Source organism: Massilia sp. CF038, assembly GCF_900129765.1.
Taxonomy (GTDB): domain Bacteria; phylum Pseudomonadota; class Gammaproteobacteria; order Burkholderiales; family Burkholderiaceae_D; genus Telluria_A.
Window position 1 is genome coordinate 218318 of the sequence record NZ_FQWU01000001.1, and the last position, 14608, is coordinate 232925.

14 protein-coding genes are annotated in these 14608 nt (G+C 61.4%); 11 read left to right on the forward strand and 3 right to left on the reverse strand.

Annotation, left to right across the window (positions count from 1 at the left end; translation table 11 throughout):
• Nucleotides 1-109 precede the first annotated feature (109 nt).
• From BUC24_RS00985 to BUC24_RS01030, 10 genes are all read left to right on the forward strand, one after another.
• Nucleotides 110-1474, forward strand: coding sequence for a GntP family permease (locus BUC24_RS00985; RefSeq protein ID WP_229447938.1), 1365 nt, complete (start codon nucleotides 110-112; stop codon nucleotides 1472-1474).
• 16 nt (nucleotides 1475-1490) lie between these two features.
• The gene (locus tag BUC24_RS00990; protein ID WP_073212227.1) at nucleotides 1491-4502 is read left to right on the forward strand and encodes a glycosyl hydrolase family 28-related protein; all 3012 of its coding nucleotides are present in this window, start codon (nucleotides 1491-1493) and stop codon (nucleotides 4500-4502) included.
• Nucleotides 4499-5380 carry an alpha/beta hydrolase gene (locus BUC24_RS00995; RefSeq protein WP_073212228.1) on the forward strand — a complete coding sequence of 294 codons (882 nt, stop codon included), beginning with the start codon at nucleotides 4499-4501 and terminating at the stop codon, nucleotides 5378-5380. Before BUC24_RS00990 ends, BUC24_RS00995 begins: the two co-directional genes overlap by 4 nt.
• A 51-nt stretch (nucleotides 5381-5431) precedes the next feature.
• Nucleotides 5432-5995 carry a hypothetical protein gene (locus BUC24_RS01000; protein ID WP_073212229.1) on the forward strand — a complete coding sequence of 188 codons (564 nt, stop codon included), beginning with the start codon at nucleotides 5432-5434 and terminating at the stop codon, nucleotides 5993-5995.
• 113 nt (nucleotides 5996-6108) lie between these two features.
• On the forward strand, nucleotides 6109-6753 hold the full coding sequence (plsY, locus tag BUC24_RS01005; RefSeq protein ID WP_073212230.1) for a glycerol-3-phosphate 1-O-acyltransferase PlsY: 645 nt from the start codon (nucleotides 6109-6111) through the stop codon (nucleotides 6751-6753).
• Nucleotides 6754-6815: 62 nt separating this feature from the next.
• The gene (locus tag BUC24_RS01010) at nucleotides 6816-7466 is read left to right on the forward strand and encodes a DsbA family oxidoreductase (RefSeq protein WP_073212231.1); all 651 of its coding nucleotides are present in this window, start codon (nucleotides 6816-6818) and stop codon (nucleotides 7464-7466) included.
• A 1-nt stretch (nucleotide 7467) separates the two neighbouring features.
• Nucleotides 7468-7758: a DUF427 domain-containing protein gene (locus BUC24_RS01015; RefSeq protein WP_073212232.1), complete on the forward strand. Its 291-nt coding sequence runs from the start codon at nucleotides 7468-7470 to the stop codon at nucleotides 7756-7758.
• 200 nt (nucleotides 7759-7958) lie between these two features.
• Nucleotides 7959-9197, forward strand: a complete 1239-nt coding sequence (locus BUC24_RS01020; RefSeq protein WP_073212233.1) for a CmpA/NrtA family ABC transporter substrate-binding protein — start codon at nucleotides 7959-7961, stop codon at nucleotides 9195-9197.
• Nucleotides 9198-9211: 14 nt separating this feature from the next.
• Nucleotides 9212-10120, forward strand: coding sequence for a nitrate ABC transporter permease (gene ntrB / locus BUC24_RS01025; protein WP_073212234.1), 909 nt, complete (start codon nucleotides 9212-9214; stop codon nucleotides 10118-10120).
• 1 nt (nucleotide 10121) lies between these two features.
• Nucleotides 10122-10925, forward strand: a complete 804-nt coding sequence (locus BUC24_RS01030) for an ABC transporter ATP-binding protein (RefSeq protein ID WP_073212235.1) — start codon at nucleotides 10122-10124, stop codon at nucleotides 10923-10925.
• Nucleotides 10926-11062: 137 nt separating this feature from the next.
• Here BUC24_RS01030 and BUC24_RS01035 read toward each other — a convergent pair whose 3' ends face one another.
• Both BUC24_RS01035 and tsaD read right to left on the reverse strand, forming a co-directional pair.
• The gene (locus BUC24_RS01035; RefSeq protein ID WP_073212236.1) at nucleotides 11063-11908 is read right to left on the reverse strand and encodes an endonuclease/exonuclease/phosphatase family protein; all 846 of its coding nucleotides are present in this window, start codon (nucleotides 11906-11908) and stop codon (nucleotides 11063-11065) included.
• A gap of 98 nt (nucleotides 11909-12006) precedes the next feature.
• Nucleotides 12007-13047 carry a tRNA (adenosine(37)-N6)-threonylcarbamoyltransferase complex transferase subunit TsaD gene (gene tsaD / locus BUC24_RS01040; RefSeq protein WP_073212237.1) on the reverse strand — a complete coding sequence of 347 codons (1041 nt, stop codon included), beginning with the start codon at nucleotides 13045-13047 and terminating at the stop codon, nucleotides 12007-12009.
• 132 nt (nucleotides 13048-13179) lie between these two features.
• Between tsaD and BUC24_RS01045 the strand changes: the two genes are divergently transcribed.
• Nucleotides 13180-13461, forward strand: a complete 282-nt coding sequence (locus tag BUC24_RS01045) for a hypothetical protein (protein ID WP_073212238.1) — start codon at nucleotides 13180-13182, stop codon at nucleotides 13459-13461.
• Between the two features lie 6 nt (nucleotides 13462-13467).
• On the opposite strand, the gene BUC24_RS01050 is transcribed toward BUC24_RS01045, so the two are convergent.
• On the reverse strand, nucleotides 13468-14526 hold the full coding sequence (locus BUC24_RS01050) for a 3-deoxy-7-phosphoheptulonate synthase (protein WP_073212239.1): 1059 nt from the start codon (nucleotides 14524-14526) through the stop codon (nucleotides 13468-13470).
• Nucleotides 14527-14608: the final 82 nt, after the last annotated feature.

Here is a 14608-nt window from a genome sequence, read left to right on the forward strand (position 1 = left end):
CAGGCGGGGAGCCATCGCACACATGCGCCGTGATGGCGCGTGCGCTCGCTGACACGACATGTCAGTGCGATGTCCACGCCTGCGCAAGCGGAAGGCGCTTGAGGTGAAAATGACGCTCGTATCCCCTTCGGCGGCGTATTTCGGCGTGGCGCCAGTGACCTGGTCCATGCTCGCCGTCTTTTTTTCCGTATGCCTGCTTACCGTGATCATCGCCTGGGCCAAGGTGCAGCCCCTGATCGCGTTCGTACTGACCGCACTGGTTGCCGCGCTGCTGCTTGGCATGCCAATCGCGAACATCCCCAAGGCGATTGAGAAAGGTATTGGCGACTTGCTTGGTTCGCTGACCGTGATCATTTGCCTGGGCGCCGTGTTTGGCAAGCTGATTGCCGACAGCGGCGCCGCGCAGCGCATCGCCAGCTACCTGATTGCCCTGTTCGGCGAAAAGCGCGTGCCGCTGGCGCTGATGATCACCGGCTTCGTGGCCGGCATTCCGCTGTACTACAACGTCGGCTTCGTGCTGCTGGTACCGCTGGTATTCTCGCTGGTGTATCAGAGCGGCCGGCCCGCTGTGGCACTGGCAATTCCGCTGGTGTGCGGCCTGTCGATTGCACACGGCTTTTTGCCGCCGCATCCTTCACCCACGGCGTTGGCCGGACAGTTCCACGCCGACATCGGGCGCACACTCCTGCTGGGGATTGTGGTGGGCATTCCTACCTTGCTGATTGCAGGGCCGCTGTTTGCGATGACGCTCAAGAACATCAAGGGTCAAACCTCGGCTCTGTTCAAAGCCGATCCCAAACCCGAGGCTGAGCTGCCAGGGACCTTCAACAGCTTTGCCAGCGCGCTGCTGCCGGTCTGGCTGCTGGGCGGCTTCACGGTGCTGATCCTGTATCCCAGCGCAAGCGCTCAAGTCAATTCCCTGGTCGGGTTCTTTGCGAATCCCTTGATCATCATGCTGCTCGCATTCGCCAGCGCCGCCGTCACCTTGGGGCTGATGCGCGGACGGCGCCTGTCGGTCATCATGACCGGTTCCGGCGAGGCCTTGCGCGATGTGGCGCCGATCCTGCTGGTCATCGCTGGCGCGGGCGCACTCAAACAGGTGCTGGTGGAGACCGGTGTGAGTGCGCAATTGGGCGCTGCTCTAAGTACGCTGCCGGTCCATCCCCTGGTGCTGGGCTGGCTGATCGCGCTGATTCTACGGGTCTGCCTTGGTTCAGCCACGGTCGCGGGCCTGACTGCCGCCGGCATTGTGGCACCGGTTGTCGTCAGTACCGGAACCGATGCAAGTCTGATGGTGCTCGCCGTCGGCGCGGGCAGTCTGATGTGCAGTCACGTGAACGACTCCGGCTTCTGGATGTTCAAGGAGTACATGGGCCTGTCGATCAAGGACACCTTCCGTTCCTGGACACTGATGGAAACGCTGGTCGGATTATTCGGCCTGTTGTTTGTAATGCTTCTTTCGCTGTGCGTATAGCTCTTCAAGGACAAACATGACAAAGACATTTCAGCCGCTGCTGCTGGCGCTGGCGCTGCTTGGGCCGATTGGTTCAGCCAGTGCATCCGTTTCCGCAATCCAGAACATGCCGGACGACCCGCGCGCGATCAAGGTCAGCGCCACTGGCGACGGCCAGAGCGACGATACCGCCGCCATTCAGGCAGCGCTCGACCAGGCCGCAAACAAGGGCACTGGTGGCGTGGTGTTCCTGCCATCGGGACGCTACCGGATCACCCGTTCGATTCTGATTCCGCTGGCCGTGCGCCTGTATGGTGTTGGATCCACCCGTCCCGTGTTTGTGCTGGCAAAAGATACCCCCGGCTTCCAGAAGGGCGTGGGCACGATGGTCGTGTTCATGGGCGGCGATCAGTACAACACGGGCAAAGTGCCGGTGCCGGTGGCCAGCGCAGTGCCGTACAGCGAGAACGTGCGCGATGCGAATTCGTCGACCTTCTATTCGGCCCTGTCGAACGTGGATTTCGAGATCGGCGAAGGCAATCCGGGCGCGGCTGCGGTACGCCAGCGCACGGCTCAGCATTCCAATCTGTCGCACATTGATTTTCGGCTCGGGTCCGCGTTTGCCGGCATCTACAACGTCGGCAATGTGGGCTACGATCTGAAGTTCTTTGGGGGGCGCTATGGCATCGTGTCGGAGAAAACGTCGCCCGCATGGCAGTACACGCTGATGGACGCCACCTTTGACGGTCAGCGCGACGCGGCCATCCGAGAGCACGAAGCCGGCCTGACACTGGCCAATACAACGATCCGCAATACACCGGTTGGCATCGAGATCGACCGGGGATATGGCGATTGGCTGTGGGGATCGGATGTGCGGTTCGAGAACGTCTCGAAGGCTGCTCTGATCATCAGCAATGAAGACAACGTGTACACCCAGGTCGGCTTTCAGAATGCGTTGGCAGCCAATGTGCCGACCTTCGCGCGCTTTCGCGACAGCGGCAGGCAAGTGCCAGGTGCGGGGCCAAACTACAAGGTGAAGGAATTCAACTACGGCTTGATGCTGCCTGGTCTCGCCAGTGTGGGCAAATTTGGCACCAGCATGCAGGCCGCGCCGCTCAAGCAGTTGCCCGCAGCTTTGCCAAACGTGATGCGCGCTTTGCCGCCAACGGCAGAATGGGCCAATGCCCGCAAGTACGGCGCCAGGGGCGATGGCCAGACGGACGACACGGCGGCGCTGCAAAAGGCAATCGACAGCCAGCGGGTCGTGTATCTGCCGCTGGGCTTTTACATGATCAGCGATACCTTGCGGATGAAACCAGATACCGTTCTCGTTGGCCTGCATCCCGGCCTGACCCAGCTGGTTCTGCCAAACGGCGCGCCGGCCTATGCCGGTGTCGGCACGCCCCGGGCGATGCTGGCAAGCGCCAAGGGCGGGGACGCGATCGTGACCGGCATCGGCCTGGCCAGCGGCGAAGTCAATCCGCGCGCCGTGGCCCTGTTGTGGAAGGCGGGCGCAGCTTCGCTGGTGGACGACGTGCGCATTCAGGGCGGCCACGGCACGGTGCTGTATGACGGCAGCCGCAAGGACCCCTACCAGAAAACGGCGGACTTTGATCAAACCAGTCATTGGGACCGCCAGTACCCGAGCGTATGGGTGACCGACGGCGGTGGCGGGACGTTTGTCGGCATGTGGTCGCCCAGTACCTTCGCCCAGGCTGGGTTCTATGTGAGCGACACCAGCACGCCGGGCAAAGTTTACGAACTATCGGCCGAGCACCACATTCGGGCCGAGATCGTCCTGGACAAGGTCGAGAACTGGGATTTTTTTGCACCACAAACCGAGCAGGAAGTGCGTGACGGGATGGATGCGGTATCGCTCGAGATACGCAATTCGCGCAATATCCTGTTTGCGAACTACCATGGCTACCGCGTCACCCGATCGATCAAGCCTGCGGTGACGGCCGTCAAGCTGCACAACTCGCATAACATTCGCTTCCGTAATGTGCATGTGAACGGCGAGAGCGGATTCGCCGGTTGCGACGACAAAGGATGTGGCACGTATCTGCGCGCCAGCAAATTCCCGTTCGAGAACGCGATTGAAGATGTCAGCGCCAGGGCCTTTGTGCGCGAGCGTGAGTTCGCGGTGCTCGATATCGGCGAAAAGCCGGTGATTGGAAGGCCTAGCGCGCACAAGGTGGAAAAGCTCGCCGACGGCTTCTTCTCGCTTGGCGGCGCAGTAGCCGACGCCAAAGGCAAGCTGTATTTTGTGGAGCGCAAATTCAACCGCATTTACAGCTGGACCAGACCGCGCGGTCTGGAGGTGGTGCGCGATGCACCGCTCGATCCCGTCAACCTGGCCATTGACGCCAGCGGTGCCTTGTTCGTGCAATCGTCGTTCGGACCCGAGACCAGCGTCTACTCCTTCCGCCCGGATGCGCCGTCGGACCAGTTGACCATGATCGCTCCGACGCCGGTGCAGGCGCGTGCAGGTGCGCGCACCGTGCTGCCCGTGAACTGGTGGGTCAATGGGGAGTTCCGCGATCAGCTCAACCCGGATACCTACGAATTCAATACGCTGGCCGAGCTGTTCGCGCGCGAGGTCGGGACCGCCAAAACGCATGAATACGTGTCCCCGGACGGCAGTCTCGTCATGCCGGCCTTCCGCATCTGGCGTCAGGGACCCAAGGACCATCTGGGCTGGCGCTGGACCGATTCGGTGCAGGCCAATGGTTTTGTGACGGGCAAGGTCGGCGAACGTGTGGTGTTTACCAATGGGTCGGAAAACCGCACCTTCAGTGGTGTGGTGGGGGAGGGCGGCGCGATTACCGGCCTCAAACTGCTGGCCAGGCGTGGCGGCGAAAGCGCCGTCGTTGGGAGCGACGGCAAGACCTATGTCGCCAACGGCCAGGTCTTCGTGTATGACGCTGACGGCAAGGAGGCCGGGCGCATTGACGTACCCGAACGCCCGCTGCAGCTGGTGTTTGGTGGCGAGGGTGGGCGCAGGCTGTTTATCCTGACCCACCGCTCTCTGTACGCGGTGCAGCCATGAAGGCGGTGTTGCTGCTTGCCGCGGCGCTGGCACTGCCATGCGCGGCGCAAACGACCGTCAAGCTGTGGCCAGCTGGTGCGCCAGGTTCCGAGAGCCGTCGCAACGAGCCGGAAACGGTGCGCGACACTTACGTCAGCAATGTGCATGACCCGTCGCTGACGGTGTTCAAGGCCGATCCACGGCATGCCAATGGCGCCGCCGTGATTGTCGTCCCAGGAGGCGGGCACCGCATACTGGTGATGGTCAACGAGGGCGTGGCTGCTGCAAAGGCACTGAACCGCTTTGGCGTAACGGCCTTTGTGCTCAAGTACCGGCTGGCGCGCGACGGCGACGCCGGCTACACGATCGAAGGCCATGGCGCTGCCGATCTGCGGCGCGCGGTCAGGCTGGTACGCGCTAACGCCACGCAATATGGTATCGATCCGAAGCGGCTGGGCGTGATGGGCTTTTCCGCCGGCGGTGAACTGGTTGCCCTGGTGGCCGACAATCCAGCGCCACCAGCATCGGGCGCAGACCTCGTCGAACGCACCAGTGCGCGTCCCGATTTCCAGGTGCTGGTGTACCCAGGGCCGCTAGGCTCGCCGGCCAGGGCAATTGAGGGTGCGCCGCCAGCATTCATTGTGGCGGGCGCCGTGGACAAGTGCTGCGCACCGCCGGCCATTGGTCTGTACCAGCAACTGGTGGGGGCAGGGGTGTCGGCCGAGTTGCACCTGTATGCCGACACCGATCATGCCTTCAATATGGGAGCGCGCTCGGAGCGGGTGTCGGTGCAGCGCTGGCCAGACCGGCTGCATGACTGGCTGCTCGACGGTGGCTGGATGGTCCAACGCGGTGACGGCCCGCCACAAGGGGTGCCTGCGCCCACGCCGAACTGGTAGCGTCCGCGCTAGAATGGCGGGATCAACCACGCCACCTGGAACGGAAAATCGATGGGACTGTTTAGTTTTCTCAAGCGCGAGGCGCGCCCGTCGCTGGAGCAGCTGTCGTATAACGTCGCGTACGAGGTGTTCCCCAGGTACGCACACAATGAGCTAGCTGCGCTGACGGAGAAGGTGCGTAGCTCGCCCGATGCGGCCAACGCATGGTTCTACCAGCTGGCCTGCAAGGCGCTCAAAATTCGTCCCGATGCCGCCGCAGCAGCGCAGTACCGCTGGCAACCGGTCACCCAGATCGGGAATCGCAGCTGTCTGGTGCTCGCCTATCCCGACCCAGTGCCGGTGGATTTGTCTGGCCTGTCGTTTGTCGAAGTGCGCAATTCGGTGGGCACCTGGGTCCTGGCGCCATATTTTTCCGCTGTGGTCAAAGACGAAGCCAGTGGCAAGGTCGATTATTTCGTCCTGGGCCAGACCTCGATGGGCGGCGGGACCGTCATGCGCTCGGTAGACGCCGACTGGCAGAACACCGTGCTTGGCCCAGGCCCGGCACCGACGCTGGACAATTTTTTGGCGGAGGTAGCGCGTTACCTCGATGCGCCACGGGTAACCACGCTCTGAGGCTGCCATATTGCTTGCCGCTGAGGGAGGGGCTCAGGTAAGCTGACGCTCCCGGCGATGGTGTATATTCTCGCCCGGCACCCGCACATGCGGGCATAACAATAGAGAGACCCATGAATACAGCTATTTTCACCCTCGTTGCCTACCTGATCGGCTCGATTTCATTTGCCGTGGTGATGAGCCATGCCTTCGGCCTGTCGGACCCGCGCACCTACGGTTCCAAGAACCCGGGCGCGACCAATGTGCTGCGTAGCGGTAACAAAAAGGCGGCCATTGCCACCCTGATCGGCGACGGCGCCAAGGGCTGGTTCGCAGTCTGGCTGGCACAGTTGCTGGGCGCACAGTACGGCGTGGGCGACCTGGGCATCGCGCTGGTGGCCATTGCGGTCTTCCTGGGCCACCTGTATCCGGTGTTCTTCCGCTTTATTGGCGGCAAGGGCGTGGCGACCGCGCTGGGCGTACTGCTGGGCTTGAACGTCTGGATCGGCGTGGCCACCCTGGTGACCTGGCTGGTGATTGCCTACGCGTTCCGCTATTCCTCGCTGGCCGCCCTGATTTCGGCGATCTTCGCGCCGTTCTATTATGGTCTGCTGTTCGGTACCGACCGGCTGGAACAATTGCTGGCGGTTGTTGCCATGAGCGTATTGCTGGTCCTGCGTCACCGCGGCAATATCGCCAATCTGATGGCCGGCAAGGAAAGCCGCATCGGCAGCAAGGCCGCAGCACCCGGCGCCAAGCCAAACGGCAAAAAGAAGTAGTCCGCGGCACGCTTTTGCGGCAAGGCCTAAAATAGGCAACTTAATTTCCCGAGGGCCTAGCCGTGAACCAGCTGCGTATTGATTTCGTCTCCGATATTTCCTGTCCATGGTGCGTGATTGGCCTGAAGTCGCTGGAGCAGGCGCTGGCCAACGCGGCTGACGCCGTCAGCGCCGACCTGCATTTCCATCCCTTTGAACTGAACCCGCAGATGGTGCCCGAAGGCGAGGACATCGGCGAACACCTGGCGCGCAAGTACGGCGCCAGCGAAGCGCAGGGCGCGCAAACACGCGAAATGATTCGTGCCCGCGGCGCCGAGCTGGGCTTTCAGTTCGACATGGGGAAACGTAGCCGGATTTACAACACCTTCGACGCCCACCGCCTTTTACACTGGGCCGATCTGCAGGGCCGCCAGCGCGAGCTGAAAATGGCCTTGTTTGAAGCTTATTTCACCAAGGGCGAGAGTCCAGGTTCGCATGAAGTGCTGGTGCGCGTGGCAGGCGAAGTCGGCCTGGATACGGCCGAGGCATCCGAAGTACTGGCGAGCGGCGCTTACGCCGACGAAGTGCGCGAAGAGGAAGAATTCTTCCAGCGCCAGGGCATTTCTGCCGTGCCTGCCATTATCATCAACCAGCGCCACCTGATTTCGGGCGGACAGCCGCCTGAAGTGTTCGAGCAGGCGTTGCGTCAGATTGCCGCACAAACCGGAGCCTGAGATGCCAACTGCCACCTGGAACGGCGCCGTGATCGCCGAAGCGCGCGACGATGAAGTCCATATCGTCGAAAACAATGTGTATTTCCCGATGTCGGCAGTGCGCCAGGAATACCTGCAGCCCAGCAGCACGCAAACCAAGTGCGGCTGGAAAGGCACGGCCAACTACTTCAGTCTGGCGGTGGACGGCAGCGCCAATCCGGACGCGGTCTGGATTTACCACGCGCCCTTTGATGCTGCCAAGCAGATTGCCGGCCACGTCGCCTTCTGGAAAGGCGTGAAGGTCACGCGCTAAGCCGCCTTGTCGTGCGCCGCCGTGCTGTTTTGGTGCGGCGCACACAAACGGTGCTGAAAAAATCATCAGGACGGCACTGACTGCCGTTCTGACCCGCCTCGCCCCCCCAATTTCCTCCTGGCACGCCAATTGCTGAAGTACCGGCAAGGGCAGCGCACGTCTGCCCGTCCCGGACCAGCCGACAGCCCACGAGAGGATCTATGACGACCGAAGACAATACCAATCTACGCCGCCGCAATGTGCTCAAGGCGGGCGCTGCCGCCTCGCTGACCGGCCTGGCCAGTGGCGGCGTGTTTGCTGCCGGATCCGACAAACCCGAACTGGAGACCGTCAAGGTCGGCTTTATTCCCCTGACCGATTGCGCTTCGGTGGTGATGGCCTCGGTCCTGGGGTTTGACAAGAAATATGGCATCAAGATCGTGCCATCGAAAGAATCATCCTGGGCCAGCGTGCGTGACAAGCTGGTCAATGGCGAGCTGGACGCCGCTCACGTGCTGTACGGCTTGATTTACGGCGTGCAGGCCGGCATTGGCGGCGCGCAGAAGGATATGGCGATCCTGATGAACCTGAACCACAACGGCCAGGCCATCACGCTGGCGAAAAAGCTGTCGGACAAGGGCGGCGTGGACGGCCCCTCCCTGGCCAGGCTGATGCAGACGGACAAGCGCGAATACACCTTTGCCCAGACTTTCCCGACCGGCACCCACGCCATGTGGTTGTATTACTGGCTGGCCAGCTATGGCATCCACCCGATGAAGGACGCCAAGGTGATCACCGTGCCGCCGCCGCAAATGGTGGCCAATATGCGGGTCGGCAATATGGACGGCTTCTGCGTGGGTGAGCCCTGGAACCACCGCGCCATTGTCGATGGTGTGGGCGTCACTGCTGCCACGACCCAGGATATCTGGAAAGACCACCCCGAAAAAACGCTGGGCACCACGCTGGAATGGACCAAAAAGCACCCGAATACAGCGCGCGCCTTGATTGCTGCCGTGCTCGAAGCGAGCAAGTGGATTGATGCCGGCTTGCAGAACAAGACCAAAATGGCGGACACGATTGCCGACAAATCGTATGTGAACACCTCGGTTGATGTGATCAACCAGCGCATTCTGGGGCGCTACCAGAATGGCATGGGCCGCACGTGGGACGATCCGAACTACATGAAGTTCTTCAACGATGGTCTGGTCAACTATCCCTTCCTGTCCGATGGCATGTGGTTCATGACGCAGCACAAACGCTGGGGCTTGCTGAAAGGCGAGCCGGATTATCTGGCGACGGCGACCAGTGTCAATCAGATCAAGCTGTATGCGGAGGCGGCGGCCATGGCCAAGGTCAGCGTGCCCAAGTCGCCCATGCGCAGCGTGAAGATGATTGACGGAGTCGTATGGGATGGCAAGAACCCCAAGGCCTACGCCGACGCATTCAAAATCAAAGTCTAAACAGGGAGGTCGCAATGAGTGCAGTCATGGAGTCGGTCTTGCGCACACCAGCTGCGCCGCCGCTTGAGCAAGCGCTGCCGGACCGGGTGCCGCGCAGCGAACGCCTGGCCAGCAAGGGCATCACGCTGGCCAATGGCAAATCGCGCTCGCGCGCGCTGGCCCTGAAGGTATTGCCGCCCTTGCTGGGCATCGGCATGCTGTTGCTGATCTGGCAGATTTTGTCGGTCAATAACAGTGCGTTTCCCACGCCGTATGTGACGTATGTGGAAGCGGTCAAGATGTTTGCCGACCCGTTCTACAGCAATGGTCCGAACGACCAGGGCATCGGCTGGAATATCCTGGCTTCGCTCAAGCGCGTCGCGCTTGGCTTCGGCCTGGCTGCGCTGGTGGGCATTCCGCTGGGCTTTCTGATTGGGCGCTTCCGGTTCTTGGGTGGCATGTTCAATCCCATCATCAGCTTGCTCAAGCCGGTCTCGCCGCTGGCCTGGCTGCCGATTGGCTTACTGGTGTTCAAGTCAGCGCATCCAGCGGCGATCTGGTCGATCTTCATTTGCTCGATCTGGCCCATGATCATCAACACCGCGGTTGGCGTGCAGCGCGTGCCGCAGGACTACATGAACGTGGCGCGTGTGCTCAATTTGTCGGAGTGGAAAATCCTGACCCGCATCCTGTTTCCCTCGGTGTTGCCGTACATGCTGACCGGCGTTCGGCTGGCGATCGGCACTGCCTGGCTGGTGATTGTGGCCGCAGAAATGCTGACGGGCGGCGTGGGCATCGGGTTCTGGGTGTGGGATGAATGGAACAACTTGAATGTGCCGCACATCATCATTGCTATTGTGGTGATTGGGGTAGTGGGCCTGATCCTGGAGCAGGCACTGGTGGCGCTGGCCAAAGCCTTCACCTACGACGAAGTGGAGAATTAAGATGAACAAGAAATTCATCGAAGTCACCAACACCGAAATGGTGTTCGATACGCGCAAGGGCGCTTTTCACGCGCTGACGAAGGTGAACCTCACCGTTGCGCAAGGCGAATTCATCACGCTGATCGGTCACTCAGGCTGTGGCAAGTCGACACTGCTGAATCTGCTGGCCGGCTTGACCAGCGCCACCGAAGGGGCTTTGATTTGCGCAGGCCGTGAAATTGCCGGGCCCTCGCCGGAGCGGGCGGTCGTGTTTCAAAATCACTCGCTGCTGCCCTGGCTGAGCTGCTTCGAGAACGTCTATCTGGCGGTGGAGCGCGTATTCGGGGGCAGGGAAAGCAAGCATCAGTTGCGCGAGCGCACCGCCGCGGCGCTGGCGCTGGTGGGCTTGACTGCAGCCAGCAGCAAGCGTCCGCATGAAATTTCCGGGGGGATGAAGCAGCGCGTCGGCATCGCTCGGGCCTTGTCGATGGAGCCGAAGGTGTTGTTGCTCGATGAACCTTTCGGCGCGCTGGACGCGCTCACGCGCGCGCACTTGCAGGACGAGTTGCTGCGCATCGTCAGCCAGACCGGCTCGACCGTGGTGATGGTGACCCATGATGTGGACGAAGCCGTGCTGCTGTCGGATCGGATTGTGATGATGACCAATGGACCGGCAGCGACCATTGGTGAGATCGTGCAAGTGCGGCTCGCGCGCCCGCGGGATCGGCTGGCGCTGGCGCAGGATGCGCTGTATCTGGAGTACCGCAGTACGGTGCTGGAGTTTTTGTATCGGCGGCAGGCGAAGGTGCAGAAGCAGGCTGCTTGATTGATCAGTGAGATTGCAGCGCACGCTAGCAAACCTCTACATCGTCCTCGCGAAGGCGGGGACCTATACCATGTCACCGAAGTTGTTCAGCGTGGTATGGGGCTGGCGCATGCGCCAGCACCTTCGCGAGGACGACGTCAGCTCAAATCCAGCACAATCGGCTGATGATCCGATGCTGCCGTCTCTGACTGCACCTCACACTCCACCACCCGGTCCGCCAGATCCCCGGTCACAAAAAAGTAGTCGAAACAATCGGCCCGTTCCGGCCACTTGAAGCCGTGAATACCCGCCGTTGGCGCGCGCGCAATCTCGGGGTGTTTGAGCCGCCAGGCATCGACCAGCGGCAAGGCAATGCTGTCATCGGGCGCCAGCAATTCCTGATAGTCGGGCGACCCGGGTGTGAAGTTGAAGTCGCCGCAATAAATGGCGGACCCGGGCCGGAAACCCAGTTGGTAGGGCGGGTCCAGCGTGGGATCGGGCTGAAAAATGCGCGCCCGCTCGCATGCTTCCCAATGCAAATATTTAATATGCCGCACCTGCGCCATGCGTTGCACGGGCGAGTAATACTCGAGATGGGTGGTCAGCACGCGCACCTTGCCGCCGGGCGCGTCGACCACCGCTTCAATCAAGCCGCGCGGCATGCCGGCCGGATGGTCGGGGTCAGGCGGCCATGGCAGCAAATGCCGGTGCACCTGGTTGATACGGTATTTGGATAACAGCAGATTGCCGAACTGGCGCGGCATATTGTTTTGATAGATTTCGCTGGTGGGCTCGATGACGGGCTGATAGCCGCCAAAGGCGCCGGCCAGCTGCCGGAACTGGTTGGCGTTGGCGTTGCCTTCAAGCTCGGCATGGTTGGATGCGACTTCTTGCAGGCAGATTACATCGGGATTTAATTTCCGCAGTACATCAATGATCGCATGGATACGAATGCGTCCATCCTTGCCACAGCCCCAATGAATATTCCAACTGACAACACGCATACTTCACCTCCGGAAAAACACAACCGGGCGATAGTGCCATTCTTTGGAAAATGGCGGTACACGGTAGGATCAGCGGCGCGGCTGCGAGTTCCGGGTTTTCAGACTACCTTGATCTCATCCAGCGGCCAGCGCGGGCGCACATTGAAGCTGTAGTCGCGCTTGGCGGCCTGCGGATTGATCTGCAGGCGCATGGCGCCGGCAAAGGCAATCATGGCGCCGTTATCGGTGCAAAACTCCAGCTCCGGATAAAACACTTTGAATTTTTTTGCCGCTGCCGCCGCATTGAGCGAGGCACGCAGCTGGCTATTGGCGCCCACGCCGCCAGCGATCACCAGCCGCTTCAGGCCGGTGTGCCGCAGTGCACTGACGCATTTGGCGGTCAGCACATCCACGATGGCGTCGACAAAACCGCGCGCGATATCGGCTTTGTCCTGCTCACAAATATTGGCGATGACTTTTTCTTCGTGGTTCTTGACCACGGTGAGCACAGCCGTCTTCAAGCCCGAAAAGCTGAAGTTGAAATCCTTGGAGTGCAGCATCGGGCGCGGCAATTTGTAGGCAGTCGGGTCGCCAAACTCGGCCAAACGCGAAATGGCCGGGCCGCCCGGATAGCCCAGGCCCAGCAGCTTGGCCGACTTGTCGAAGGCTTCGCCGGCGGCATCGTCGAGCGTTTCGCCCAGCAAGGTGTACTGGCCAACGCCGTCCACCCGCATCAGCTGGGTGTGTCCACCAGACACCAGCAAGGCAATAAACGGGAACTGGGGTGGGTCGCTGGCCAGCAGGGGCGACAGCAGATGGCCTTCGAGGTGATGCACGCCCAGCACGGGTTTGTCCAGCGCCAGGCCGAGGCTGCACGCGATGGACGAGCCCACCAGCAGGGCCCCAGCCAGGCCCGGCCCCTGGGTGTAGGCGATGGCGTCGATGTCGGCCATGGCCACGCCGGCGCCGGCCAGGGTTTGTTCCAGCAAGGGAATAGCGCGCCGGATATGGTCGCGCGAGGCCAGTTCCGGCACCACGCCGCCGTATTCCTCGTGCATGGCCACTTGCGAGTGCAGGGCGTGAGACAGCAGGCCACGTTGCGTGTCATACAACGCAAGGCCGGTTTCATCGCAGGAGGATTCGACGCCGAGAACGATCATGGAAGGTGCAAAAAGAAGGGCTGAATGCGCCATTGTAAAGCACGCAGGCCATCGACGCCCCGGCCGGCCCGGGCAAGTGCCGCTGGCACCGCTCTTGCTACGTCTATGGTTTAGGTGCGAAAGGAGGGCGAGATGGAACCATCATGGAAAGCGGTGTGCCGGATCAGGGACGTGCTGCCGCACAAGGGCGTACGCGTGGCGCGCGGGCTGGCATGGCAGGAACTGCCGGGCGTGGCCTTGTGTCAAACGGAAGATGGCAAGCTGCGGGCTTGCCTGGAAGGTGACGATGCGCGCGTGTACAGCATCAAGGTGGAAGGCGAAAAAATCTACCTTGATGCCAATGAACTCAATGCTCCTGCCAGCCGGGCAGAGGCGGCGCTGGCCGGCCATTTCGCCGTCGCGCCGCACGTCTGAGCGCGCTTAAGGACGCTGCAGCAGTTCCGCGTGGGCCTTGCGCAGCATGGCTTCGGTGGCATCCCAATCGATGCAGCCGTCCGTCACCGAGCAGCCGTATTTCAACTGCGACAGGTCGGCCGGGATCTTTTGATTGCCGCCCACCAGGTTCGATTCAATCATCACGCCTACCAGCGACTGGTTGCCGTGGCGGATCTGCTGGACCACGTCCGACATGACCAGCGGCTGCAGTTCCGGCTTCTTGTAGCTGTTTGCGTGCGAGCAATCGACCACCAGGTTGGCTGGCAACTTGGCCTTGGTTAGCGCCTGTTCGGCAATGGCGATCGAGACCGAATCGTAGTTCGGACGGCCGTCGCCGCCGCGCAGCACCACGTGGCCGTAGGCGTTGCCGCTGGTACGCACGATCGATACCTTGCCCTGGCCGTTGATGCCCAGGAAGGAGTGCGGATGCGCTGACGACAGGATCGCATTGATGGCAATGCTGATGTCGCCGTCGGTGCCATTTTTAAAGCCGACGGGCGTCGACAGGCCGGACGACATTTCACGGTGGGTCTGCGATTCGGTGGTGCGCGCGCCAATGGCGGTCCAGGCAATCAGGTCACCCAGGTACTGCGGCGAAATCGGGTCCAGCGCTTCGGTGGCGGTGGGCAAGCCCAGTTCGCACACGTCGAGCAGAAACTGGCGTGCTTTTTCCATGCCCACGTTGACGCGGAAGGAATCGTCCATATCCGGATCGTTGATGTAGCCTTTCCAGCCCGTGGTGGTGCGTGGCTTTTCGAAATACACGCGCATGACCAGCAGCATGGTGTCGGCCACTTCGGCTTGCAGGGCCTTGAGGCGGCGCGCGTAATCCAGGCCGGCAACCGGGTCGTGGATCGAGCACGGGCCCACGACCACGAACAGGCGCTTGTCTTTACGATCGATGATGTTGCGCAGTTCTTCGCGCCCTTTCATGACCGTGTTGAACGCGCTGTCGGTCAGGGGCAGGCGGGCGTGCAGTTCCTCCGGCGTGGGCATCGTGGCGAAGGAAGTGACATTGGTATTTTCGATATCTGGCGTGATCATGATTGGCGCTACTTAGGCTGTATTTACTATAAGGATCCATGATTTTAGTCTGAAATGCTGTTTGTTGCACTGCAACTTCAAT

Excerpts from the sequence above, each read along its gene's own strand:
- BUC24_RS00985 (WP_229447938.1), top strand. The coding sequence starts at position 110 with ATGACGCTCGTATCCCCTTCGGCGGCGTATTTCGGCGTGGCGCCAGTG.
- BUC24_RS00990 (WP_073212227.1), top strand. The coding sequence starts at position 1,491 with ATGACAAAGACATTTCAGCCGCTGCTGCTGGCGCTGGCGCTGCTTGGG.
- BUC24_RS00995 (WP_073212228.1), top strand. The coding sequence starts at position 4,499 with ATGAAGGCGGTGTTGCTGCTTGCCGCGGCGCTGGCACTGCCATGCGCG.
- BUC24_RS01000 (WP_073212229.1), top strand. The coding sequence starts at position 5,432 with ATGGGACTGTTTAGTTTTCTCAAGCGCGAGGCGCGCCCGTCGCTGGAG.
- plsY (WP_073212230.1), top strand. The coding sequence starts at position 6,109 with ATGAATACAGCTATTTTCACCCTCGTTGCCTACCTGATCGGCTCGATT.
- BUC24_RS01015 (WP_073212232.1), top strand. The coding sequence starts at position 7,468 with ATGCCAACTGCCACCTGGAACGGCGCCGTGATCGCCGAAGCGCGCGAC.
- BUC24_RS01020 (WP_073212233.1), top strand. The coding sequence starts at position 7,959 with ATGACGACCGAAGACAATACCAATCTACGCCGCCGCAATGTGCTCAAG.
- ntrB (WP_073212234.1), top strand. The coding sequence starts at position 9,212 with ATGAGTGCAGTCATGGAGTCGGTCTTGCGCACACCAGCTGCGCCGCCG.
- BUC24_RS01030 (WP_073212235.1), top strand. The coding sequence starts at position 10,122 with ATGAACAAGAAATTCATCGAAGTCACCAACACCGAAATGGTGTTCGAT.
- BUC24_RS01035 (WP_073212236.1), bottom strand. The coding sequence starts at position 11,908 with ATGCGTGTTGTCAGTTGGAATATTCATTGGGGCTGTGGCAAGGATGGA.
- tsaD (WP_073212237.1), bottom strand. The coding sequence starts at position 13,047 with ATGATCGTTCTCGGCGTCGAATCCTCCTGCGATGAAACCGGCCTTGCG.
- BUC24_RS01045 (WP_073212238.1), top strand. The coding sequence starts at position 13,180 with ATGGAACCATCATGGAAAGCGGTGTGCCGGATCAGGGACGTGCTGCCG.
- BUC24_RS01050 (WP_073212239.1), bottom strand. The coding sequence starts at position 14,526 with ATGATCACGCCAGATATCGAAAATACCAATGTCACTTCCTTCGCCACG.